25 protein-coding genes are annotated in these 24,057 nt (G+C 62.1%); 9 read left to right on the top strand and 16 right to left on the bottom strand.

The window, feature by feature from the left end:
• Window positions 1-21: 21 nt before the first annotated feature.
• The 10 genes from PAN08_RS16000 to PAN08_RS15955 form a co-directional block, all read right to left on the bottom strand.
• Window positions 22-453 (bottom strand): VOC family protein, encoded by a 432-nt coding sequence (locus PAN08_RS16000; protein WP_269792510.1) that lies wholly within the window; start codon window positions 451-453, stop codon window positions 22-24.
• Between the two features lie 43 nt (window positions 454-496).
• Window positions 497-913, bottom strand: coding sequence for a hypothetical protein (locus tag PAN08_RS15995; RefSeq protein WP_269792509.1), 417 nt, complete (start codon window positions 911-913; stop codon window positions 497-499).
• A 114-nt stretch (window positions 914-1,027) separates the two neighbouring features.
• A complete protein-coding gene (locus tag PAN08_RS15990) occupies window positions 1,028-1,408 on the bottom strand; it encodes a VOC family protein (protein ID WP_269792508.1) in 381 nt (126 codons plus the stop codon).
• Between the two features lie 65 nt (window positions 1,409-1,473).
• A complete protein-coding gene (locus PAN08_RS15985) occupies window positions 1,474-1,851 on the bottom strand; it encodes a nuclear transport factor 2 family protein (RefSeq protein ID WP_269792507.1) in 378 nt (125 codons plus the stop codon).
• Window positions 1,852-2,176: 325 nt separating this feature from the next.
• Window positions 2,177-2,761 carry a demethoxyubiquinone hydroxylase family protein gene (locus tag PAN08_RS15980; protein WP_269792506.1) on the bottom strand — a complete coding sequence of 195 codons (585 nt, stop codon included), beginning with the start codon at window positions 2,759-2,761 and terminating at the stop codon, window positions 2,177-2,179.
• Window positions 2,762-2,776: 15 nt separating this feature from the next.
• Window positions 2,777-3,073: a hypothetical protein gene (locus PAN08_RS15975; protein WP_269792505.1), complete on the bottom strand. Its 297-nt coding sequence runs from the start codon at window positions 3,071-3,073 to the stop codon at window positions 2,777-2,779.
• A 63-nt stretch (window positions 3,074-3,136) separates the two neighbouring features.
• Window positions 3,137-3,442, bottom strand: coding sequence for a hypothetical protein (locus tag PAN08_RS15970; RefSeq protein WP_269792504.1), 306 nt, complete (start codon window positions 3,440-3,442; stop codon window positions 3,137-3,139).
• 95 nt (window positions 3,443-3,537) lie between these two features.
• On the bottom strand, window positions 3,538-4,083 hold the full coding sequence (locus PAN08_RS15965; RefSeq protein WP_269792503.1) for a hypothetical protein: 546 nt from the start codon (window positions 4,081-4,083) through the stop codon (window positions 3,538-3,540).
• Between the two features lie 530 nt (window positions 4,084-4,613).
• Window positions 4,614-4,991, bottom strand: coding sequence for an MmcQ/YjbR family DNA-binding protein (locus tag PAN08_RS15960; protein WP_269792502.1), 378 nt, complete (start codon window positions 4,989-4,991; stop codon window positions 4,614-4,616).
• A gap of 70 nt (window positions 4,992-5,061) precedes the next feature.
• The gene (locus tag PAN08_RS15955; protein WP_269792501.1) at window positions 5,062-5,322 is read right to left on the bottom strand and encodes a hypothetical protein; all 261 of its coding nucleotides are present in this window, start codon (window positions 5,320-5,322) and stop codon (window positions 5,062-5,064) included.
• 613 nt (window positions 5,323-5,935) lie between these two features.
• Between PAN08_RS15955 and PAN08_RS15950 the strand changes: the two genes are divergently transcribed.
• Window positions 5,936-7,021: an IS110 family transposase gene (locus PAN08_RS15950; RefSeq protein WP_269792500.1), complete on the top strand. Its 1,086-nt coding sequence runs from the start codon at window positions 5,936-5,938 to the stop codon at window positions 7,019-7,021.
• Window positions 7,022-7,378: 357 nt separating this feature from the next.
• On the opposite strand, the gene PAN08_RS15945 is transcribed toward PAN08_RS15950, so the two are convergent.
• Window positions 7,379-7,603: a hypothetical protein gene (locus tag PAN08_RS15945; protein WP_269792499.1), complete on the bottom strand. Its 225-nt coding sequence runs from the start codon at window positions 7,601-7,603 to the stop codon at window positions 7,379-7,381.
• 318 nt (window positions 7,604-7,921) lie between these two features.
• Window positions 7,922-8,845, bottom strand: coding sequence for a LysR family transcriptional regulator (locus tag PAN08_RS15940; RefSeq protein WP_269792498.1), 924 nt, complete (start codon window positions 8,843-8,845; stop codon window positions 7,922-7,924).
• Window positions 8,846-8,953: 108 nt separating this feature from the next.
• Between PAN08_RS15940 and PAN08_RS15935 the strand changes: the two genes are divergently transcribed.
• Together PAN08_RS15935 and PAN08_RS15930 are read left to right on the top strand one after the other, a co-directional pair.
• A complete protein-coding gene (locus tag PAN08_RS15935; protein ID WP_269792497.1) occupies window positions 8,954-10,471 on the top strand; it encodes an FAD-binding protein in 1,518 nt (505 codons plus the stop codon).
• A complete protein-coding gene (locus PAN08_RS15930) occupies window positions 10,468-10,659 on the top strand; it encodes a hypothetical protein (RefSeq protein WP_269792496.1) in 192 nt (63 codons plus the stop codon). The genes PAN08_RS15935 and PAN08_RS15930 overlap by 4 nt, the downstream gene beginning before the upstream one ends.
• Window positions 10,660-10,730: 71 nt before the next feature.
• On the opposite strand, the gene PAN08_RS15925 is transcribed toward PAN08_RS15930, so the two are convergent.
• Both PAN08_RS15925 and PAN08_RS15920 read right to left on the bottom strand, forming a co-directional pair.
• The gene (locus PAN08_RS15925; protein ID WP_269792495.1) at window positions 10,731-11,471 is read right to left on the bottom strand and encodes a GntR family transcriptional regulator; all 741 of its coding nucleotides are present in this window, start codon (window positions 11,469-11,471) and stop codon (window positions 10,731-10,733) included.
• 16 nt (window positions 11,472-11,487) lie between these two features.
• Window positions 11,488-12,732, bottom strand: coding sequence for an acetyl-CoA hydrolase/transferase C-terminal domain-containing protein (locus PAN08_RS15920; protein ID WP_269792494.1), 1,245 nt, complete (start codon window positions 12,730-12,732; stop codon window positions 11,488-11,490).
• 122 nt (window positions 12,733-12,854) lie between these two features.
• Between PAN08_RS15920 and PAN08_RS15915 the strand changes: the two genes are divergently transcribed.
• From PAN08_RS15915 to PAN08_RS15895, 5 genes are read left to right on the top strand one after another with little or no spacing between them, the layout of a single operon-like run.
• The gene (locus PAN08_RS15915; RefSeq protein WP_269792493.1) at window positions 12,855-14,213 is read left to right on the top strand and encodes an MmgE/PrpD family protein; all 1,359 of its coding nucleotides are present in this window, start codon (window positions 12,855-12,857) and stop codon (window positions 14,211-14,213) included.
• Complete coding sequence (locus PAN08_RS15910) at window positions 14,213-15,604, top strand: MmgE/PrpD family protein (protein ID WP_269792492.1); 1,392 nt, start codon at window positions 14,213-14,215, stop codon at window positions 15,602-15,604. The genes PAN08_RS15915 and PAN08_RS15910 overlap by 1 nt, the downstream gene beginning before the upstream one ends.
• Complete coding sequence (locus PAN08_RS15905) at window positions 15,601-16,998, top strand: hypothetical protein (RefSeq protein WP_269792491.1); 1,398 nt, start codon at window positions 15,601-15,603, stop codon at window positions 16,996-16,998. The genes PAN08_RS15910 and PAN08_RS15905 overlap by 4 nt, the downstream gene beginning before the upstream one ends.
• A 10-nt stretch (window positions 16,999-17,008) precedes the next feature.
• Window positions 17,009-18,406, top strand: a complete 1,398-nt coding sequence (locus PAN08_RS15900) for an amidase (RefSeq protein ID WP_269792490.1) — start codon at window positions 17,009-17,011, stop codon at window positions 18,404-18,406.
• A complete protein-coding gene (locus tag PAN08_RS15895; RefSeq protein ID WP_269792489.1) occupies window positions 18,358-19,641 on the top strand; it encodes a CaiB/BaiF CoA-transferase family protein in 1,284 nt (427 codons plus the stop codon). Before PAN08_RS15900 ends, PAN08_RS15895 begins: the two co-directional genes overlap by 49 nt.
• Window positions 19,642-19,880: 239 nt before the next feature.
• On the opposite strand, the gene trmL is transcribed toward PAN08_RS15895, so the two are convergent.
• Together trmL and PAN08_RS15885 are read right to left on the bottom strand one after the other, a co-directional pair.
• Window positions 19,881-20,360 carry a tRNA (uridine(34)/cytosine(34)/5-carboxymethylaminomethyluridine(34)-2'-O)-methyltransferase TrmL gene (gene trmL / locus PAN08_RS15890; protein ID WP_269792488.1) on the bottom strand — a complete coding sequence of 160 codons (480 nt, stop codon included), beginning with the start codon at window positions 20,358-20,360 and terminating at the stop codon, window positions 19,881-19,883.
• 40 nt (window positions 20,361-20,400) lie between these two features.
• Window positions 20,401-20,790 carry a hypothetical protein gene (locus PAN08_RS15885; protein WP_269792487.1) on the bottom strand — a complete coding sequence of 130 codons (390 nt, stop codon included), beginning with the start codon at window positions 20,788-20,790 and terminating at the stop codon, window positions 20,401-20,403.
• 353 nt (window positions 20,791-21,143) lie between these two features.
• Between PAN08_RS15885 and PAN08_RS15880 the strand changes: the two genes are divergently transcribed.
• Window positions 21,144-24,005: a pitrilysin family protein gene (locus PAN08_RS15880; protein WP_269792486.1), complete on the top strand. Its 2,862-nt coding sequence runs from the start codon at window positions 21,144-21,146 to the stop codon at window positions 24,003-24,005.
• The last annotated feature ends 52 nt before the right edge of the window (window positions 24,006-24,057 follow it).

The raw sequence follows: 24,057 nt of genomic DNA, 5'->3' as shown, positions 1-24,057 counted from the left end.
GCAGGGCACCACGCATAACCGTCAGCTTTCCGGAGCCGCCTGTGCCGGGCCTTTCAATTCGACCGTGTTGCCATCCGGGTCGGAGAAGTAGAGCGATAGTCCGTCGCCCTCTGCACCAAAATTGACCTCTGCCGTCGTCGGCACGATGCCAAACACCTGCAGGTGCGCCGCGATGGCAGCTTCATCGAATGGCTCCACGCGCAGACAAAGGTGGTCGACATTACGGCCTTCCGATGCGGCCGCCGCGCCACCGCGCGAGCCCAGTTTTCCATCAACACTGATCAGGTCGATCATCGATGCGCCGGCGCGCAGATGCACCAGACCAAGGTGATCGCGCCGCCGCACTACCTCACAACCCAACACGGTGCGATAGAAGGCAATGCTGGCTTCCAGATCGCGCACACGGAACACGACGTGATCGATACGTTGCACGGAAAATGGCAGGCTCATCATCATGTCTCGCGGTTGGCTGGCGAATGCAACGGCGGCGTGTCCATCACGGCGTCAGCACCTGGTACTCGCCGAGGCTGCCCAGTGCCGCCTTGAACACATATGGCTCATTGGAATAGGTATGCGTTGCCGGGATCGTCAGCATGTTGTCCTGCAACGGCGTGCTGACGGCATCCGCCTTGCAGGCCCACATGCCGTTCGATGCTTCGGCAAACGGTACCCGAGCCAGCAGTTGCGAAGGAGCGCCGGGGGCGGCAGTCGTCAGCCATTCGATCCACACGCGGCAAGACACATGTTCGAAGCCGACACTCTCAATCCGGATCCGATAAGTGCCCTCGCGGCTGTCCGCCTGCCAGTGACCGCCGTCGATGATGACAGCAGCCGCTTCGTCGTCCGGAGCGGCTTCCACCACGGCCGGCGATACCGCAAATACGAGTGCCAGAAACAAGGAGGGCGTGTTCATGGTGCGATTTTTCGTAGGAACTTCAGGTCGACAGCATATCGCCAGTGCGCGCATCTTTCGTACGAGCGGTGTCCGTCAAGGGATCACCGGGTGAGGCCCGCTGACAACCGCCACTCACGCATCCGCCGGCGGCTCCCACAGCTCCACCTTGTTGCCTTCTGGATCAAGCACCCAACCAAACTTTCCCTGGTCCGATGTCTCGGTCTTGTCGACCACATTGCAGCCTTCGCTGCGCAGCGCGACAAGCAATGCATCAAGGTCGTCGACGCGGAAATTGATCATGAAAGGCGCCGAACTTGGCTGCATGTACTCCGTGTCCTGGGCGAAGGGACTCCAGATGGTCATCCCGGCCGGGCTGTCCGTGCCGCCCCACTGGAACACCGCGCCACCCCACTCCGAAACATCCAGCCCAAGATGATCCCGATACCAAGCGCCTAGTGCCTTGGGATCGGCCGATTTGAAGAAGATGCCACCAATGCCGGTCACGCGTTTCATGGAGTTCTCCAGGATGTTTCGGGTGAGTTGTTCCGTAATCGCAGCCGAGATGGAAGGTGCAGGGCTTAGAACATGCCAAGTGCGTTGGGCGAATCCTTCGGTACTTCCTGCCCGATATCCCACATCTCGACGATCTTCGAGCCCTCGAATCTCAGGATGTGCACAACCGCGTACTCCTGATCGACCTGAGCACGGCGCAGATGTGAAAGAACAGCCACGCGATCACCGGACTCAATGACCTGCTTCACGGTGAAGGCTTTGTTCGGCTCGCTCGCCGCACTCTGCTCCATTGCGACAAGCAGCGATTCGCGATCCCCGGGAAAGTAGGCGTTGTGATGCGTGAAAGCGTCAGCGACATAAAGCGCATAAGCCTCGCGCACGTTGCCCGAAGCCACCATGGCGAGGTAGGTAGTGGCGATTTCGGCGTTGCTTTGAGTGGCCATGAACGGTCTCCGTATGGGCTGACGCAGTAGTTCGGCACGTCGCGGCAACAGTATCGTGTAGAGCGGATTCGCCGATCATCGAATCTTCGGACAACCCGCCCGACGTGTGCCGCCCAGCGCAGGCCGATGATGCCACAGCGCCTTGTGACGGGACTTGCAAAGGGAACAGCGGGACGCCGCTGTCGAAGTCCAGGGAAATGAATGTGCAGGGCGCCCGTGCGGCGGCTTGGGTCTGGTGATTCAGGCGGCTGTTCCCGCGCTGAAGTCGTATATCGGATTGAATACAAATCGCTGCGTGATTCCGGTGCAGATGGACTGCAGGTGCTCAGGACCGCATGCCAAGCCAAATGACTGCCTCGGTGGAGGCCGTCACGATGGGCGTGAGGATGCGAGGCCAGAACGTACCCGTCTGGACATGGCTCGCAGAGTGGTCATGGTGCAGCTGCTCCTCCGCGATGATGGCGGAGATCGCGGCAATGGCGGACGGATCGCTGCCCTGCAGTGAAACAAGCTGCTGCTGCAGATGCCGAAGCACGACGCTCTCCACCGCAACGGTGGTGGCGGCAATCGCGTTGGCTCCCAGAAGCCCGGTCATGAGTCCGAGAACGCGGCCACCGAATCCGCACAACCAATAGCTGCGACAGCGTGGCCGCTGCCGACGAAGCAACTCCGCCGCAAAGATCGCGCGATGCCCACACTCGTGCGAGCGGAACTCTTCCAGCTCACTGAGCATACCGGGCGCGGTAAGGCGCGCCATGAAGATCTGTCCGCCATAGATGTTGACGGCACCATGCTCGCCGGCATGATTGACCTTGAGGATTCGATCACCAAGATCAGTGGTGACAGAGGGTTGCGCGATCATTTCCAGGAAGCTCGATCCCATGAATTTGCCCGGGCGCGAAGCGGCCACGGTTTGGACACATTGTCAGGCCACATCACGTGGACCCTTGCCGACGCTTGCGGCAACAAGACCTGCCACCATGGCACATTCCAAAGCAAGTCCGAGGTCTGCGGCAAAGTAGCCAGGATGGAAGTGGTAGGTATTGCAGATCGAAGACAGACAGTCGCCCCCGATCCTGCGAAACGCATAAGGGAATCCAGCAACTTCCTGGCCATCGTACTGATACGCACCGCGAGACCGCAGGTACGGCAACAGATTGGCAAAAGCGGCAATGCAGCCGGTTATCAGGAACGCTGAGAGGAACCTCAACTTACGACTCATTGGTTGCGGGGCTCGCCATGGAGTAGAGCCGAGCCGCGAAGCGGCTTCGGCGGGAGTGCTGCATCAGACATCGGGGCCGCGAGTGCGTCGCCGCGGCACCTCGATGCCGTAAGCGCGTTCGCTGCCTTCCGTTATGGCCAGAAAACTGATGAACGTTCCTGGCAAACCAAAGATGAAGGCGATGATCCGCCACCCTGCGCTGGCGCTGTTCTGTGCTCGCATGCCCGCACAGCTGATGTTTGCGAGAACCCACAGGCCGGTCACGCCAGCGCGAGCGGTGCCCTGTGATTGGGATGCGGTACTCGAAGCGATGGCCGTGAAAGGAGCAGAAGCTGTCAGGCCTGTCAGGAGCTTCCTTGCGAATTCCATGATGTCTCCATGTGTTTTGTAGTGTCGCTCTGCGTGCAGGAACTGAAATCAAGTGACGCTAGAAGCACCTTCGGCTTGAATGAACCATTGGGAAGCTATTTGTTTTCCCTCTGAGATTCGATCCGCGCTTGAGTCTCTGCGAGCGATGGCACTCCGAGTGCGGCGCGATCAGCATCTGTGACCGCAGCCGGATCAACGGGATAGAGGACACCTTTGCCGGATGAATCCCGTACTGACTGGGTTCCGTACCATTGAGGTTGTTTGAAGTACAGCATCAGCCTGTCCCAGGATGCCGCCAGAAGCCATTTGGCGCGCTTGTGTCCTGGGTCCAGCGTGATGGCGATCGTGGAGAGGGAGTGCGCTAGCCTGATGTCTTCTGCAGAATTGCCATGTTGCAGGACAAGCGCAGCATTGTAGTAATCCCAGGCAGTACTGAGCTGGCCATCCTTGAGAATCTCAAGCACGCGAGTGCGCCGTTCGCTATCCCGCTGCATGACACCACGCCACGTGTCCAAAGTCGGCTCTGAGCGCCTGTCCGCTTGATCTGCTTCCTTGATCGAACGCAACTCAGGGTTGTCCCCGGCGATGGCGAAAAATGGCGAAAACAGCAACAGCGCCAGGATGACCTTTTGTATGACCACGGCAATCTCTCCCTGGTTGCCCAACGACTGAATTATGCCGGACCTTGAAGCGCATTCGGCTTGAATGATTCGCCCGGTCGTCTGGGTGGAGTTCTAGCTGCGATCATGAAAAGCCGATTGAACAAATCGCAACCCTGAAACAACTTGATCGACGCGATCCTGCGACAGCGATCCAATGTAGGCACCCAGTCGAGACTTGTAGACGCAAGATATCTGCGAAGCAACTACGACGCTTTGCCGCTCCAGCCCTCCCTCTCCGATATCCAGTAGAACAGCGCCAGGTTCGGAAGCTTTACGGAGGTTCGTACTCAGCGCGCAGACAATGACAGTGCCGATACGGGAGTGATTGAAGACGTCCTCTTGAACGACGACATGAGGGTGCGGTGTCCCGGGAATGGATCCCTTCGCCTCATCGGCAGCGATCCAGAAGATCTCACCCCGACTGACGTTTCGAATACTGGGTTGCGGTGCTACTTCTCTGTCCATGCGGTCTAACGCCCGAATCAGGCCGATCAGTGAAACGGCTTTGGCTATAGTGAAATGTCAGGCAGCTCGCCCATGATGGTGGATTGCCGTCGTTTCGAAAGACTACCCAGCGCATTGGCATAGGACCACGCGATCAACTCCTGAAGATAGTCGGCTGGAACTGTGTCGACATCCACGATGGTGACCCAGCGGAATCTGGCCATGAAGCGCGCCGGCTTGATGCCAGGTACGTTCGTCAACTCCAGAAAGCGCTCCGAGGTAGTACGGATACTGAAGCGCCATTGCTCCGGCTCGCTGGTCTTGAAGTAGGCGAACTGTTTGCCACCAACGGAGTAGGTGAGCACGTTGATGGGTGGTCCAGACAACTTGGCAGAGGCCCCCGGGTAACGGCTGCAATGCTCTTTGACCGCGACAACATCCATTGAGGGTTCCTATGCGGCTCAACGCTTGAACCAGGCTGATTCGCGAAGCGGGCTCGGATTTAGTGATTTGCTAGGCGATTGGCTCAATATCGCTGGGAAATGCTCCCGCAGCAATCCACTCACTGTCGGTAAAGTCATCAGTGATTTCTCGACGACGCCATGCTCGATTGAGATGGGCGTATACGTGGCCCAGGTCTATCCGCAGCTCCGGCTCGCCGTATTCAGGATCGTTTGTGATTTCCTTGATCAGATTGCCCAAGTGCTCATGCGCATCATCGAGGTCGTCAAGAAGCATGGCCCAGCCAACCGGATTTTCCGTGCGATTGATCATGGTCTTATCGCTTATCGTCTGAGTTACACCGACCCATGTGGCAGGTTCGGGTTGAACGAAGTGTTAGAGCCACCTAGCCAAGACTCCAAGCTCGGAAAGACCACCGAGAACGCACCCTCCCAGTTATCTCCAGGGCCGAATCCGTTTGGATCGAACCGAACTACCGGATTATCTGCAGCAGCCAAGTTTATGCAGTAGTAAATGGCACAACCAACATGAAGGATGGGGAGCAGATGCCCGGGCCAAGCCCAACCTGGATCATCCGGGTCGGGTTGATTGAAGATTTGATAGAGACTTAGTGCCGTGTCGCCTTGATCCGTGACGTGTCCCGATGCGAGGCCAAGCAAGCCGTAGTCTGGGCCGAAGCCTCCGTTACCGTGACTTGCGTAGAGCTTGAGGAGGCTCGCTGGTAGCGGGAAGCCTGCCATCGTCTCAACCTCGTCAATCTCCTGTTGCGTGGGTGCTGTGAAGTTCAAGTGGGCACTACCGCCAGAATGAAGTGGAGCCGCGAAGCGGCTTCGGCTTGAATGAGTAAAAAGAGACTTCCTGCCCTTTCGGCCTCGCGAGCCATGATGGTGTTGCGAAACAACCGTCAGCAGAAGAGGAAGTCTCCATGAGCACTATAACCATCGGTGTGGATTTGGCGAAGAGCGTGTTTTCGGTGTGTGAGACCGATGGCGTCGGTCGTGCTTTGCGCCGGCAGGATCTCAAACGCGAGGCTTTTGCGGTGTGGTTGACGCAGGTGCCAGCAGGTACGGTGGTGGCGATGGAGTCGTGCAGTGGTGCGCACCATTGGGGGCGGCGTTGCCTGGAATATGGCCTGCAGCCACGTTTGATGGCGGCCCAGTTCGTCAAACCGTTCCGCAAGAGTCGCACCACCAAGAACGACCGTAATGATGCCGAAGCGATCGCCACGGCTGCACGTCAGGGCAATATGCGCTTTGTACCGGTCAAAACCATCGATCAACAGGCACGATTGTCGTGGCATCGGGTACGGGAAGGCTACAAGGTTGAAGATCTGTCGATCAGTAATCGCCTGCGCGGTTTGCTGGCCGAATTCGGCATCGTGGTGGCAAAGGGTGATCAGGCGCTACGCGTTGCGCTGGCCGATCTGGACCAGCACACGACATTGCCGCCCGAGATGGGCGAGTTGCTGCGTGGTCTCAGCGCCCACTGGACGCAGGTTCGCACCGCTGTGGACGCGTGCGGTGCAGGCATCGACGCGCATGCACGGATGGACGAGCGGTGTGTACGGCTGCGCGCCATCGTCGGGATTGGCGCGATTACCGCCGACGCGGCGGTCGTCACACTGGGCGACGCCAAGGTCTTTCGCAACGGCCGACAAGTGAGTGCGTGGCTTGGACTGGTGCCGATGCAGCATTCCAGCGGGGGCCATGCCCGCCTTGGCGCGATCAGCTGCCGTGGCGATGGCTACCTGCGCACGCTGCTGATCCAGGGCGCGCGCAGCAGTTTGAATCGCGCCAAAGTGGTCAGCGTAGCGAATTCCACCGCCGAGCAGATCTGGATACGCCAGTTGGCCGGCCGGATGCCGTTTGGCAAAGTGCTGGTGGCCATCGCCAACAGAGACGCCAGGCAGCTGTGGGCGATGTTGGCCTACGACGCCGACGCGTGGTTGAAGCACCCGATGGTGCAGCGTCCGGCGTGCAAGCGCGCCATCGCGATGAGGAGCATGGCGTAACCACAAGCGACACATTTCATCAGTTCAACGTCAGCGCGAAAAGGTAGCAACGGGTCAGACCACCCGGAGAGAACCTGACTAACATTCTGGACGTCCCAACGTGTGCTGGTTGATCACCAGACACCGACGACACCGCTGAATGAACGAGGTCTCCGGGCGCGGTTTATACCCTGGTCCGCGTCAGCAACATCGGCGCAACAAGACCGTTTACGGAAATGCAGTCTGGCAACGTTCAACGCCACACGCACTGACACGCATGACGAACACAAAGGACAACGTGATGAGCAGCGAACGCCTGAAAGCTCAAGGCAAGAACATCAAGTGGGCGGTATTGACGGGAAGTCTCTTATGAAACTGTTAGGCATCACCGGCGCCCTGCTTGCGAATCTCATATGCCTCTGTTCGGGCGGCTTCCAGATACCGAATAACTGCAGCAACGTCATCTGGATGTATCCAAATGACGCTTTCCTCTCCGGTGTACGAGTCTTGCTTTAAGACGACATGCCCCTTGTCGCCAGTATAGATCTCAATTTTGTCGCGTTGTTCAATTACGAAACTAGTCGCTTCTTCACGGTCGCTCATGAGATCCCCTTGTGATGCCTAACTCTAAGTAGACCGCCTAATAGCGGTGTAACACGGAGTATCGCGCGTTTCGATCACGGTGTGCATCACGCCTGATCTCCAACGAATTCATTGTGCTATCCGCCATCCAGCACTTGATTCTACTTTTGAAATCCGCCAGCCGAAGCCGCAGTCAAGCGGTGATGTGGAATACGCCTTCATTTCACCCGGGATAAGCGCATTCCATATCTCCGCAACGGCAGCGCCCTCCGAGCGGTATATCGCGTGCCAGGGCAGACAAGAAGGCCGCAGCTTGCACCTGCGCAACAGACCCTAATGTCACCCCACTTCCCGTGCACGCGCCAGCTCCGCCGCATTTCTCAACGCCTGCAGAAACCTTGCCAGTGGCGCGCTCTGCGGTTCGCCATCGCGCGTATAAACCATCACTGGCCGCTGCCAGGAAAACCCCGGTGCATCCAGCTTCACCCATTGCCCGGCCAGCAACTCTGCCTGCGCCAACCGACTTGGTAACAAAGTGAGATAACCGCCATCGCGGATCATCGCGCGCATGAATTCCGGTGAGCCGCTTTCCATCGTATTGAGGGGCGGCTCCAGTCCGGCTTCATGAAAACGTTGGCGGAATGCACCTTCGACCGCGCCGAGGCGGCGACCGAAGATCCACGCCTGTTCCAGCAATTGCGCGGCGCTGATATCGCGTTGCCGTGCAAGCGGATGACGCACGCTGGCGAGCACGCGGTACTCGTCATGCATCAGTACTTCGCTGCGGATGCGTGGGTCGGGGTCGCCGTCGCCGAAGGTGTGCAGGGTGACCACTGCATCCAGTTCGCGGGCGAGCAGGTTGGGTAGCAGTTCGGGCAGGATGCCGCCACTGACGTGGATGCCGATCTTTGGCCAATGCCGGCGCAGCGTCAGGACCGCCGGGGCAACCAGCGAGCCGGCAGTGCTGGGGCCGGTGCCGATGCGGACCTGGCCTTCTGCGCCGGTCTGCAGCTCCTGCAGGCGGTCCTCGAAACGGCGCACGGCGTCGTGGGCGGGTTGGGCGTGTTCCATCAGCAGGCGGCCGACATCGGTGAGCCGGGCCTCGCGGCTGCCACGCTCGAACAGGCGGGCGCCGAGCTGCTGCTCCAGCGCCTGGATGCCCTTGCTCAGCGCCTGTTGGGTGCGGCCCGTGGCAGCGGCGGCGCGGGTGAAGCTGCCGTGTTCGACCACGGACAGGAAGTAGCGGAGCTGGCGGAGATCCATGGTGGCACGCAGTTACAACCAATGGTTGTGGAGAGTACGCGAATTGGTTGGCGGTCGGCGGGATGGGCGATGGATAGTCGGGCCATCGCAATTCCCGGGAGGGGAACCATGGCCAGCCTCAATGCCGTCAAACAGTGGGACCAGCAGTACGACCTCGTCATCGCCGGCTTTGGCCTGGCGGCCATGTGTGCCGCCATCGAGGCGCATGACCTGGACCCGAACCTGTCCATCCTCATTCTGGAAAAGGCCAACGAGGCCGAGACCGGTGGCAACAGCCGCGTCGCCGGCCAGTCGCTGCTGATCACCAAGAACGCCAAGGTGCTGGCCGAGTACCAGCGCAAGATGAGCGAGGCCAACCCGATCCCGGAAGACATGCTGGTGCCGTGGTCCGAGGCGATGGAAGCACTGGAACCGTGGATCCAGGAACGTGCGGCACAGGCCGGTGCGCAGTTCATCCACGGCACCGGGTTCTCCGAGCGCGATGCGGTGCTGGAATTCCCGGAGTTCGGCGCGCGCGAGGCGGTGCATTGCACGGCGACCATCCTGCCGATTCCGTCGGGCGTGTATCTGGCGTTCCGCGAAAACATCCGTCTGCGCCCGCGTATCCAGATCGCGTTTGAATCGCCGATCAAAGACCTGGTGCAGGACCCGGACACGCTGGAAGTATTTGGCGTGATTGCCGAGCAGAACGGCCAGCGCGTTGCCATTCGCGCCAACAAGGGCGTGGTGATGGCTACTGGCGGTTTTGAAGCCAACCTGGACATGCAGCGCAATTACTTCGGCCTGGCCAATCCGGCGCCGCTGGGCACGCCGCACAACACCGGTGACGGCATCAAGATCCTGCAGAAAGCCGGTGCCGACCTGTGGCATATGCGCAACCAGGGCCAGTCCGGTGGCATCTGGCCGGGCTTCAAGCCGGAAGGCTTCGTCAATGGCTTCCTGCGCAACTTCTTCTGGCAGAGCTTCAGCTGGATTGAGGTCGATGCCAATACCGAGCGTTTCTACAACGAAACCGCCGAGTTGCAGCTCACGCACTACAAGGAAAAGAAGCACGGGCATTGGGTGGACACGCCGCACTATCGCGCGCAACCGGTGCACATGATCTTTGATGCCATCACCTGCCAGTACAACAAGCTGGTGGTGGAAGTGATGAGCTGGAATCCGGTGGTGGGTGGTTACCAGTGGTCGGATGACAATTCGGTAGAAGTGGAGAAGGGCTGGATCCAGAAGGCCGACACCCTCGAAGAACTGGCACTCAAGATCAACCGCGACCCGGCCAAGCTGCGCGCGGAAGTGGAGCGCTACAACGCGGCTTGCGCGGCCAAGAACGATGCGGAATTCGGCCGCAATCCGGACACGCTGTTCCCGATCGCGCAAGCACCGTTCTACGGCATGCGCATTGATCCGGTGATTGTCTGCACGGGCGGTGGCGCGCGTCGCAACATCAAATCGGAAGTGCTCGACCATGACAACAGCCCGATTCCGCGCTTGTACGAAGCGGGCGAGATGGGTTCGATGTTCTCGGATCTGTACCAGAACGGTTCGTACCTGACCGAAGCGATGATCTCCGGCCGCGCGGCGGGCCGTGAAATTGTTGGCCTGAAGCACTGGGAGGGCGGCGCATGAAGGTTGTCACGCCCGCAATGAAACTCGACGTACGCATCAACGACGTCAAGGCCGAGGAGGGCTTGCTGGTGATGGACGGTGTGGCCGGGATGCTGCCCTGCAAGACCAGCCTGACGCCTGCGGAGTTCCGGCAGATGATGCGATTGGCGCTACGGCCGAGCGTGTTGATGTTGTTGTTCAAGAAGTGAGGGCGTGAAGCCGTTGGCTTCCGCCCCTTCCCCCGATCCTTCCGTTGGTGTCACCAACGGAAGGGCGGTTATCAACGGTGGTTGCGCGACAACACCATTGAGTACGCGAACCTGCCCGGCGGGTGCAGGCTGATCGCCATCAGCAGCAGGCGACCGTTGGCATCGCGATAGCGGCGCTGCACGCGCATGGCCGGTTCGGTCTTCTTGATGTCCAGCAGCTTGGCGTCGCTGGCGTCGAACGAGGCAGCATCAAACACCTGCTCAACGCGCGATAACCTGGACGGATCAAGGAACTTGGCGACCGCACGTGCGGCGCCGGTTACATCCAACAGTTTGTCGGTGGGTACACCGCTGCGTACCGGTACCAGCATCTCGGTTACCGCGATCGGTTCGCGGGTTTGTTCTTCAAGACGCAGGCAGTGCAGGCGCAGGTATTCCTTGCCTTCATGGATATCCAGGAGGAGCGCAACCGCTGCATCGGCGATGTGGCGCTCGGCGCTCAGTACCTTCAGGCGGGTGCTGTTGCCGTATTGCATCAGCAGGTCGACCGTGTCGATCTCATGTTCGTAACGCATCGCCGCGCTCTGCGCGATAACGCGGGTGCCGGCGCCGGGGCGGCGCTGTACCAGCCCGGCGCTGATCAACTGTGCCAGTGCCGCACGCGCGGTGTGGCGGCTGACGCTAAAGCGCTCGCACAGTTCCAGCTCGGTGGGCAGCAGTGTGCCCACGGCGTACTCGCCTTTCTCGATTGCCGCCTGCAATAGATCACCAAGTTCGGCATAGCGGGGCTTGCTGCGTCGCGTACCAGTCATATGTACTGATCCTTGTTCAAAGTCTGTGCGAAAGCGCCTGCCAATTGCGTTCCAGGGCTTCGCGGTGTTCGGGAGCGGCAATGGCGATCAGGGCACGGGCCCTGGCGTGGACATCAAGGTGACGCAGATCGGCGACACCGTACTCGCTGACGATGCAGTCAGCATCCACGCGCGCCAGGCTCACTGGCCCCGCGGGAAGCATCGGCACAATCCTGCTTTCGCCCTTGGGGGTGCTGGCAGGGAGTGCAATGATGCCGCGACCACCTACCGATTGGCGAGCGCCTTGCAGGAAATCGGGCAGCCCGCCGACACCACTCAGTTGGCGTCCAGACAGGAACTCGCCGTTCACCTGCCCCAGCAGGTCCACTGACAACGCGCTGTTGATGGCAGTCAAACGGGGCAGGGCGGCAAGCACGGCGTGGTCATGGGTGTGCCCGACCTCGCGGAATACAACGGTGCGTGGAGCAACGTCATACAGCGCAGCGGTGCCCAGCGCTACGCCTGCGACCACCGCATCCGGCGCCGGTGAAAGGGCTCCGGAATCGAGCAGCCCGAGCAGCCCGTCAGAGACCATGCCGCTGTGGATGCGCAGGTTGCGACGTTCGCGCACCGCGCGCAGTACCGCCGATTGCAGCCGGCCCAGGCCCAACTGCAGGGTGGCGCCGTCGTCCACCAACGTGGCTACCTGCGCTGCAACTGCGTCCATTGCCGCATCGCCAGGTGGGTCGGGGATTTCCAGCAGGGGCATGTCCTGTTCGATGGCGGCGCTGATGCGTGCCAGCGGAATGGACGGACCGCGCGTGCGCGGCATGCGTGGGTTGATATGCGCCAGGATGCGCGTTGCACGTGGCCATACCGCCGGGGTGAAGTCGCAGGCGACGCCCAGCGAACAATTGCCATCGTCATCCGGCGGTGACACCTGCACCAGCACGGTGTCGAAGCTCACCTTCTCGCGCAGCCAGCGCCAGGTGGCGGTGTAGGTCATCGGCAGGTAGTCGACACGGCCATCCAACCAGGATGCGCGCAGGTCGCCGCTCAGGAAGATGCTGCGTTGGCGTGCCTTCGGATGCAGGCCTGCGAAATCGAAGGTGTTGACCGTGGGGATGTGTACACCGGTGAAGCGCAACCCGGCACAACGCTCCGGCTGGGCACGCAGCCATGATTCAAACAGCAGCGAGTGGCCGGCGCAGCCCGGCGCGAAGATCTCGCGGCCCTGCGCAAGGTGGTCGAAGAAGGTGTCAGCATCCAGCGGTCGGGGCATGTGGGGTGATTGCAGGTTGCGGGAGGTGAATCATATGATATGTCCGGACAAAGTCGGTTATGCTCCTTTCACCGCAGCGTTTCCGTCCCCCGTTCTTCGTTTGCAACGAGCCCCGCCACGCGATGATTCCGCCTGCTGCCAGCCTTACCGAACAGCTTGCCCAGCGCCTGCAGCAGCCGGTGGATGCCGCCGCACGGCAGCGAGCCGCCTTGTTGCTGGTGGATTGGCTGGGCTGCGCCTTGGCGGCATTGCGCTACCCGGTAGCTGCACAACTGCGCAGCGTGGTGCAGCTGCAATCGTTTGGTTCAGCGACGGCGCTCGGCGTCGGCGGGCGCAGCGTGAATGATGCGCTGCTGCTCAATGGCGCGTTGGGCAATGTGCTGGAAATGGACGATGTGCATCGCGGTGCCATTCTGCATCCCGGCCCGGTGGTGATTCCCGTCGCGCTGGCTGCCGCGCAGGCTGAAAACGCCGACAGCATTGCCCTGCTCGATGCAGTGGTGCGCGGCTACGAAGCCACCATTCGCGTGGGCCGCGCATTGGGCCGTGGGCATTATCGCTATTGGCACCCCACCTCAACGGCCGGTGCGTTTGGCGCCGCTGCGGCGGGCGCCTCGATATTGCGTTTACCCACGGATGCGCTGGCCGATGCGCTGGGCAATGCCGGCAGCCGCACCGGCGGCCTGTGGCAGATGCGTCACGAACCGGTACCGACCAAATCGTTGCATAACGCCGAAGCCGCACGCAGTGGCTGGCTGGCGGCACAGTTGGCGCTGGCGGGCATGCGTGGGCCGCGCAGGATACTGGAAGGCGAGCAGGGTCTGTTTGCCGCCACCGCGCCGGACGCCGTGCCGGAACAGGTGATTGCCGAGGAAGAGGATTGGTTGATCCATAGCACCAGCCTCAAACCGTGGCCGGCATGTCGGCATGCGCACCCGGCCATCGACGCGATGCGGGAGGCCCTCAGCGGGCTGGCCGAGGCCGATATCGCGCAGATCGCGCGTGTTGAAGTGCGCACCTACGCTGAAGCCCTGCGCTTCTGCGACCGCCCGCAGCCTTCCACTGAACTGGAAGCAAAATTCAGCCTGCAACATGCTTTGGCCTCGGTCCTTGTACATGGCCGTCCGCAGCTGGATCACTACACCGCCGAGGCCTGCTCCGATACCGACGTGCTGCATTGGCGCAGCCGCATCAAGGTGGCGGAAGACCGCGACTGCAGCCTGCGTTTCCCGGCACATTACGGTGCCACGGTGCAGCTGTGGCTGGATGATGGTCGCAGCGTCGAGCGCAGTCGCATTGACGCCTGGGGCGACCCGGAATGTCCGCTGTCCGCCGACGATGTGATCGCCAAGGCAATGGCGTTGGCGCAATGGGGTGGCGTATCGGCCGGGTTGGCACAATCCCTCTTTGGGCAGGTGCAGGCGCTGCCCAATGGCGGCAGTCTGGACGCTCTGAACACGATGTTGGCGCGGGTGGCCTGATGCGATTGACCGAAGCCCTGTTGCAGCACGCGAGCACGCTGCGGTTTGAAGACCTCTCGGCCGAAACGGTCGCGGCCACGCGTATCTTCGCGATGGACTCGATTGCCGTTGGCATTTCTGGCTCCGGCGCGCAGGTACCGCTGACCCAGACGGTGCGGCGCAGCGTTGCCAGCTATGGCGCCGGCAATGCCGCGCGGGTGTGGGTCACAGGCGAAGCAATGCCTGCGGCCAGCGCGGCGATGGTCAATGGCTACCAGATACACAGCCAGGAATTTGATTGCGTGCACATGCCGGCCGTGGTGCATCCGCTGGCAGTGATTCAGTCGGCGCTATTCGCCGCCGCCGAGCAGCGCGCAAATGTGGATGGCATGGCGGTGGACGGCAAGGCACTCATCACCGCGCTCAATGTAGCGGTGGATGTGGCGACCCTGATTGGCATCAGCGGGCGTGCACCGATGCGCTTCTTCCGGCCCTCGATGTGCGGCGCGCTGGGTGCGGTCGCAGGTATCGCCCACCTGCACGGTGCCGATGAGGCGCTGCTGCGACGTGTGTTGGGCCTGGCGTACAGCCATCTGTCCGGCACCATGCAGGCGCATGTGGAAGGTTCACCAACGCTGGCCTTGCAGGTTGCATTGAATGCCCGCGCTGCGTTGAGTTGCTGGGAGCTGGCGCGCAATGGCTTCCCGGCACCGCGCGATATGTTGGAAGGCCCATTCGGCTATCTGCCATTGATCGAAGGTGAATTCGACACGGCGCCGTCGCTGCAGAAACTTGCCGCGCGTGAAGCACAGATGCTCAGCGTCAGTCACAAGGTGTTCCCCACCGGCGGCGCGGCGCATGCCGCGCAGGACATGCTAATGGAGCTGCGTCAGCAGCACGGACTGAGCCTGGAGAACGTCGCGTCCATCGAACTGCAGGCGCCGCCCTTGGTGCGTCGCCTGGTAGGCCGGCCCTACGAGCCCGGCATGGAAACCAGCTATGCACGGCTGTGTCTGCCGTTCCTGCTGGGCACCGTATTGCTCGACGGGAAAGTGGGTTTGTCAGCGTATGCGCCGGAGAAACTGGCGGACCCACGTCTGGCGACATTCGCATCGCAGGTGAGCCTGGTGCCGAATGATTGCGAAGACCCCAACGCGCTGGTGCCGCAATCCATGACGGTCGTACTGCGCGATGGCCGCGTCCTGCACAACCACCGCGACGCAGCCATCGGCTCCCCGCAGCGGCCGCTGTCACGTGGCCAGCAACTTGAAAAATTCCACCATTGCCTTGACCACGCCGCGCGTCCGTTCGACGCCGGCCGCCGCGATGCCCTGATCTCCCACTTCGACCATCTGCAGGACATCGACGATGTCCGCCGGCTGGTCGACCTGCTGATTGTCGAGACCCCATGACCCACACCACTTATTTCGAGTCGTTCGATGTCAAGGAGCTGCTCACCCAGTTCCCGATGGACCAGGCCTTCACTGACAAGTTCAAGAACATCAGCCGCGAGCAACTGCGTGCCGAGCAGAACGCAATGTTCCTGCGTTGCGTGGCCCGCGCCTGGCAGATTCCGTTCTATCAACGCCTGTGGGGCGATGCCGGCGTCACGCCCGCCGACATCCAGAGCCTTGATGACATCACCAAGCTGCCGGTGTTCGGCAAGCACGAAATCATGGCCTCGGTGGAAGCCAACCCGCCGCTCGGTGATTTCCATGGTTGGCGCGACGGCACCGAGGCGGGCAACACGCCGTTGGTGTTCCACACGACCTCGGGCACCACAGGACGCCCGCAGCCGCTGGTGTTCTCGCCGCATTCGCGCGAAGTGCAGAGCCTGCTGTTGGCGCGCCTGTACCGCTGGCAGGGCATGCAGCCCGGTGACGTGGTCCATTCGGTATACGGCCACGGCATGATCAATGGCGGCCACTATGTGCGTGAAGCAGTGACGCATTACACGCAGGCGCTGTTCTGCTCAGCGGGTACCGGCATCGAGATGCGCTCTGCACAGCAGGTGCAGTTGATGAAGAGCATGGGCGCCAACGTCATCGTGGGCTTTGCCGACTACATCAAGAAGCTGGCTGACGTGGCACGCGAGAACGGCCTGGTGCCGGGCAAGGACATCCCGGTGCGGATGATCTGCGGGCACCTCGGCCGTGAGTCGCGTGAGTCGTTGTCGGCGGCTTGGGGTGGCGTTGAACTGTACGACTGGTACGGCGTCGGTGACACCGGCGCCATCGCCGGCCAAGGCCCGGATCAGGATGGCTTGTACCTGATGGAAGACGCGCAGTACGTCGAAATTCTCGACGTGGACAGCGGCGCATTGGTGGCCGATGGGGAGACCGGCGACATGGTGGTCACCTGCCTGTACAAGGACGACATCTACCCGATCATCCGTTTCAACACCCATGACGTGACCCGCGTGTTGACCACGCCATCAAAGCTGGGCATGAACCTGCGTCGCATTGAAGGCTTCCTTGGCCGCAGCGACAACATGGTCAAGATTCGCGGCATCAACGTATTCCCGCAGGCGATGGCACCGGTGCTGGAAGAGCACGCATCGTTTGCCGGCGAGTTCATCTGCGTGGCCAGTCGTGACGAGGGCGGCCGCGACGATCTGGCGGTGCACGTGGAAACGCGCGGCGCGGTCGACGACGCACAACTGGCGGCCGAGTTCGGCGCTTTGCTGCGCCAGCGGCTGGGCGTTGAAATGAGTATCGTGCTGGCGGAGCCAGGTGCACTGGCCTCGCTGACCGGCATTGAAGTACGGCAGAAGCCGGTGCGTCTGATCGATAAACGTTTCGCCTGAGGAAAGCACCGTGAGCAAGGCCGATGCGCAACTGCTGATCCAGGACATGACCGCGCAGGCGGCCTTGTTGGCTGCCGGTGAGCTGAGCAGCGTGGAACTGCTGCGTCAGCAGCTGGCTGCCATCGACGCCAGCCAGTCGATCATCAACAGCTATATCCACGTTGATGTCGAAGGCGCATTGGCCGCCGCCGCCGAATCGGACGCCCGCCGTCGCAGTGGCCATGTGCGACCGCTCGAAGGCCTGACGGTTGCGGTGAAGGACAACATCGACGTCGCCGGCATGGTCACCACCGCCGGCATGGAAACGCGCCGTCACGAAGCGGCGTCCGCGTCCGACAATCCTGCCGTGGCCGCGCTGCGTGCGGCCGGTGCGGTGATCCTCGGCAAGCTCAACATGCACGAAGCGGCGATGGGCGCCGACAACGACAACCCGTTCTACGGCGCGTGCCACAACCCGCATCGCCCCGGTTACACGCCGGGCGGATCAAGCGGTGGCAGTGGTGCGGCGGTCGCGGCGGGCCTGTGTTCGGCAGCATTGGGCACCGACACCATGGGCTCGGTACGCATCCCCGCCAGCTATTGCGGCGTGGTGGGCTTGAAGCCGAGTTGGGGCGCTATCAGCACGCGTGGCACGGTCGCGCTGTGCCGCCGGCTCGACCACATCGGCCCGCTCACACGGTCAGCCCGCGACCTGCGTTTGCTGCTGCAGGTGATGTCGGGGTTTGACGCCGATTGCGCGCAATCGCGTGCGATTCATTTCGTACCGGCCGACAACACGCCGCTGCGCATCGGCGTTGTGGATTTCGGCGACACCGTCGACATCGCACCCGATGTGCAGGCGGCCTTTGAAGACGGTCTGCGAGTGCTTACCGGGCTCGGTCATCGCCTACAGCCGCTGCCAGCACCGGCCTTTGCATCCGGCCGTGCACGTCGTGCGGGTCTGTTGATGAGTGAAGCCGAGCTGCTGGTGGAGCATGCCGATGCCTGGGCCGGCGACCGCAGCAAATTCTCACCGCTGCTGGTCAAGTTGATGTCCTGGGCCGAGGGCCGCAGTGCCGCCGAGCTGGCGGCCGCCTCGCAACTGGCGGATCGCGGCCACGTCCAGCTGCAACAGTGGCTGGCGCAATGCGATGTGCTGGTGATGCCGACCGCACCGCAACGTGCCTTCGCTTTCGGCATGCCCGCACCGGCCAGCCAGGCGGACCTCACCGCCTACGCCAACCTGGCCGGCAATCCCGCGCTGTCGGTGCCGCTGCCGGTCGCTGCCGGGGAGCTGCCGGTGGGCATGCAACTGGTCGGCAACATCGGTGACGAGCTGCTGTTGATTGCCTTGGCAGAGGCCTTCCAACGGACCGTGGCATGGCAGCCTTCGCTTCCGGATGCCTGTACTGCGTGGTGGCCGAAATGAAGTTGCTGGAAGGCATCCGTGTTCTTGATCTGTCGCGCATCCTTGCCGGCCCGTGGGCCACGCAGGTGTTGGCCGATTTCGGCGCGGACGTGATCAAGGTCGAGCGTCCCGGCGTGGGTGATGACACCCGCACCTGGGGGCCCCCCTACCTGAAAGATGCTGACGGCAATGACACCGGCGAGTCTGCGTATTACCTGTGCGCCAATCGTGGCAAGCGCTCGGTCGCCATCGATTTCACCACCAACGAAGGGCAGGTGCTGATCCGAGAGCTGCTCGCCCGTTGCGACGTGTTGGTGGAGAACTACAAGGTCGGTGGCCTGAAGAAATACGGGCTGGATTTCGCCAGCGTGCACGCCATCAACCCGGCGTTGGTGTATTGCTCCATCACCGGTTACGGCCAGGATGGCCCGTATGCCCAACGGGCTGGCTACGATGCCGCCATCCAGGCCATTGGTGGCCTGATGAGCGTTACCGGTGAGCCGGATGGCGCACCCGGCGCCGGCCCGCAGAAAGTAGGTGTGGCGGCGACGGATCTGATGACCGGCATGTATGCAGCCACGGCCATCCTTGCCGCGCTGCGCCATGCAGAGCGTACCGGCATCGGCCAGCAGATTGATCTGGCATTGCTGGACACGCAGGTGGCATGGCTGGCCAACCAGGCATCCAACTACCTGATCGGCGGCGTGGTGCCGACGCGGCAGGGCACCGCGCATCCGAACATCGTGCCGTATCAGGTGATGCCCGCGTCCGATGGGTATTTCATGCTCGCCGTCGGTAACGACGGCCAGTTCGCGCGCCTGTGCGAGGTGATCGGCGAGCCGCAGCTGGCAAGTGACCCGCGCTATGCCACCAACAACGCACGTGTGGCCCATCGTGGCGAACTGGTGCCGTACCTGCAGCAACGGCTGAGCCAGCGTCCGACTGCCGAATGGCTGGCAGCGCTGGAGAAAGCCGTGGTGCCGGCCAACCCGGTCAATCGCATTGACCAGGTGTTCGACGATGCGCAGGTGCAGGCGCGTGGCCTGCGCATTGAACTGCCGCATCCCGGCGGTGGCAACGTGGCGATGGTACGCAATCCATTGAAGTTCTCGGCCACGCCGCTGCAGTACACACACGCAGCACCGGTATTGGGCCAGCACACCGGGCAGGTATTGGATGAGGTGTTGGGGGTGGATGCGCTGCGACTGCAGGAGTTGCACGCGCAGGGTGTGATCGGCGGGCAGACGCTTCCGTAGCTCGGGCAGGTGCCGTGTATCCGGGCCAGCCTGAGCGTTTGAACGTGCAGGCAGACCAAGGCAGACGCTTCACTCCTTCACCAACCCTCCCTTCGTGCGCGAACGGGAGGGGGCAGGTCGTGCCGGATCTCTGATGACGGCAGCGGTTGCTTCAAGTCCCCCTTGCCGGTGGCAAGGAGAGCGGCGTTGCGCTTCATCCAGCCGACGAGACAAGGGCTTTGCCACGCCTGGAGAGCGGCTTACGCCCCGCCGGGAAACCCATGCTGGCGCCATGCCTCGAACACCACCACGGCAACCGAGTTGGACAGATTGAGGCTGCGGTTGTTGGGTTGCATCGGCAGGCGCAGACGGCGGCCATCGGGCAATGCATCCAGCAGGTCCTGGGGCAGGCCGCGGGTTTCCGGGCCAAACAGGAAGGCGTCGCCATCGGCGAAGGGCACGCTGTCATAGCGCACGCTGCCGCGGGTGCTCATTGCAAAAAGACGCTTGGGCGCGATGCGCGCCAACGCGGTATCCAGGTCGGGGTGAACCTGCATCTGCGCGTACTCGTGGTAATCCAGGCCGGCGCGCTTGAGCTGCTTGTCACTGAGGTCGAAGCCCAAAGGCTCGATCAGGTGCAGTCGCGCGCCGGTATTGGCGCATAGCCGGATCACGTTGCCCGTGTTGGGCGGGATCTCGGGCTGGTACAGCAGGACATCGAAAACGGGTGCGGAAGTCATCAGCGAAGTTTACGCCGGGCTGCTTCCGGCAGGGTCTGGCTTAGTAAGAAACCAGACCCTTGGCGACCACGTTGCCGACGGCATCGGCGGCCAGTTCGGCAGCCAGTGCCTGCACCTGCTGCACGTCCGGGCGGACGGTGACTGCCGGCAGCGACACCACCCAGTTCGCGACGCTGGCAATCGGCGTGGCAGCAACCAGCTGGTTGGCGGCTTGCTCTGCCATCAGTTCGACGATCTGGCCGACGGTCGGGCGGACCTGCACCGCTGCCAGGGTCGGGATGCTGCTGGTGGCTTCGAGGTTGGCCTGGACCAGCTGGTCGGCCGACGGGCGGACCTGCACGGTGTCCAGGGTGACGATGTCCGAGGCCTGCGCGGTCGAGGCAAACCCGGCGGCAAGGGCGATGGCGAGAGCGAGAGATTTGGCGTTCATGGCGGGGCCTGTTTATGTGTGTGTGAACGGTGGTGTGGTAGTAATGTAGTACACCAAATATCGGGATGCAAGAACTATTTCAACTTCCCAACATTTGTTCAGCATCCAGTCATGTTCCGTTTGATCGATCTGGCTGCACTCAGAAGTACGCAGGACGCGTGCCAACTTTATGTGGCTGATTTAAAAGGGAAAATGTGCCATTCAAAGTGTCCGCTGTCCGGACACTTGGCTCGCAGGACGTTCGGACGCGGACACTTGGCTGTCCGCGGGGTGGGGCATGACGCATGGCGTATGCGGCAATGGCCCGCAGCCGGTTAGGATCGGCGTTCACATTCATGCCCAAGGAAAGTGGAATGAAAGCAGCACCCCGTACCGCCCTTTTGACCCTGGCTCTCAGTGCTGCTCTCGGAGGATTCGTTGGCATGCCCTTGCCGGCTGAAGCCAAGGCCAAGCCCGCAGCCGGCGCGGCCGTCGACATTCCGTATGAAGAATTCACTCTGCCCAACGGCCTGCGTGTGGTGGTTCACACCGATCGCAAGGCGCCGATCGTGGCAGTCAACATCTGGTACCACGTGGGTGCCAAGGACGAGCAGGCCGGCCGCACCGGTTTCGCGCACTTGTTTGAACACCTGATGTTCCAGCGCAGCGAAAACCACGACGGTGAGTTCTTCGAACCGTTCAAGCAGGTGGGTGCCACCGACCAGAACGGCACCACCAATACCGACCGCACCAACTATTTCCAGAACGTTCCGACCACGGCACTGGACATGGCGCTGTGGATGGAATCGGACCGTATGGGCCACCTTGTCGGCGCCATTGACCAGGCAGCATTGGACGAACAGCGCGGCGTGGTGCAGAACGAAAAGCGTCAGGGCGAAAACCAGCCTTACGGCCAGGTGTGGGACAAGCTCACGCGCGCCATGTACCCGGCCAGCCACCCGTACCACCACGGTGTGATCGGTTCGATGAACGACCTCAACGCCGCCTCGCTGGATGACGTCAAAACCTGGTTCCGCACCTGGTATGGCCCGAACAATGCGGTGTTGGTGTTGGCCGGCGACATCGATGTGGCGACCGCCAAGGAAAAGGCCGCCAAGTACTTCGGTGATATCCCGGCGGGCCCGAGCATGGCTCAGCCGCAGGTGAATGTTGCCCAGCGTCCGGCCACCACCCGCGAAGTGATGACCGACAAAGTGCCGCAGGCGCGCATCTACCGCGCCTGGAACGTGGCCCAGGTCGGCACCACCGACATCGACCAGTTGGACCTGTTCTCGTATGTACTGGGCGGTGCCAAGTCGTCGCGTCTGGACCAGCGCCTGCTGCACAACGACAAGCTGGTGGACAACATCAGCGCGATGACCGATGCCTCGCAGCTCGGCTCCAATTTCCTGGTCGTCGCCACGGTCAAGCAGGGCGTGGACCCGGCCAAGGTGGAAGCGGCCATCGACGAAGAGATCAAGCGCCTGATCGCCGAAGGCCCCACCGCCGATGAGCTTGAACGCGCCAAGGTGCAGTCACGCGCGGGCTTCGTGCGTGGCATCGAGCGTATTGGCGGCTTTGGTGGCAAGGCCGATGCGCTTGCGCAATGCGCGGTGTATGAAGGCAACCCGGGTTGCTTCCGTACCTCGTTGGCCAATGTCGAAGCAGCAACCGCAGCCGACGTGAAGGCCGCAGGTGCCAAGTGGCTGGGCGTGGGCGACCACACACTGGTGGTCGAGCCGGGTGAGCGCGTGGCGCTGGAGGAACTGCCCTCGGGCAAGCCGACGCCGTTCAACGTGCCGGCGGTGGATGCCAGGTTCACCACGCTGCCGAGCCAGGTAGACCGCAGCGCCGGTGTACCGCAGACCAAGACCTTCCCGGAGTTGAAGTTCCCGCAGCTGCAGCGCGCCACGCTGAAGAACGGTACCCAGGTGGTACTGGCCGAGCGCCACGATATTCCGGTGGTGCAGTTCAGCTACGAATTTGCAGGCGGCTTCACGGCCGATCAGGGCCGCAAGCCCGGCACTGCCAACTTCACCATGGGCATGCTGGATGAAGGCGCCGGTCAGCTCGGTTCACTGGCCTTTGCCGATGCGGTGGAACGCCTGGGTGCCAGCATTGGTGCAGGCGCCTCGCTGGACGGTGCCAACGTGTACCTGTCGGCGTTGAAGGAAAACCTGGCGCCGTCGCTGGCACTGTATGCCGACGTACTGCGCGCACCGCGCTTCGATCAGAACGAGATCGACCGCATCCGTGCTACCTGGATCGCCGGCATCCAGCAGGAAAAGGTGCAGCCCAATGCCGTCGCCATGCGCGTGCTGCCGCCACTGCTTTACGGTGCAGGCCACCCGTACGCCATTCCGTTCACCGGCAGTGGCGACGAGGCGGCCATCCAGGCGCTGACCCGCGCTGATCTGGTGTCCTTCCACAAAGAATGGGTACGACCGGAAGGCGCAACGTTGGTGGTCGTTGGCGACACCACGTTGAAGGACATCGTGCCGCTGCTGGAGCGTCAGTTCGGTGATTGGAAGGGCGAGGGTGCCGCACCCAAGGTTGCCGCACCGGCCGATGTCGCGCGTCCGCAGGGCGTGCGCGTCTTCCTGATCGACCAGCCCGGCGCGGTGCAGGCCAATCTGTTTGCCGGCGAAGTCACGCCCTCGACGATGGACGCGGGCGCTACCCGCTTCGACATCGCCAACGGCGTACTGGGCGGCGACTTCACCTCGCGTTTGAACATGAACCTGCGTGAGGACAAGCATTGGTCTTACGGCGCACGTTCGATGGCATCCAACGCCCTCGGCCAACGGCCGTGGATGGCGATTGCCCCGGTGCAGATCGACAAGACGGCAGACGCGCTGAAGGAAATGAACGTTGAGATCAGCCAGTTCGCCACGGGCCAGCGCCCGCCCAGCGACGCTGAAGTCAGCCGCATCCGCAACATCCAGACGCTGAGCCTGCCGGGTGCTTACGAAACCGCAGCTGCGGTGATGAACACCGTGGGCAGCATCGTGCGTTACGGGCGTCCGGACGACTATGTGTTCAAGCGCAAGGCCGAGATCGAAGCGATGACCCCGGCGCAGGTTGCCGAAGCGGCCAAGACGCTGGATCCGTCCAAGCTGACCTGGGTGGTGGTGGGTGACCTCAAGCAGACCGAGGCGCCGATCCGTGCGCTGAAGCTGGGCGAAGTCACCGTGATCGACGCCGACGGCAAGCCGGTAGCCGCGAAGGCGAAGTAAGAGAAGGTAAGAGAAGTAAGTAAGGCCGAATGCCTTTGCTCATGCCCCTCTC

Source organism: Stenotrophomonas sp. Iso1, from assembly GCF_027497995.1.
In the GTDB taxonomy this organism is placed as follows: Bacteria; Pseudomonadota; Gammaproteobacteria; order Xanthomonadales; family Xanthomonadaceae; genus Stenotrophomonas.
The sequence above is the reverse complement of the archived record's forward strand: the minus strand, read 5'-3'. Positions and strand labels throughout refer to the sequence as shown.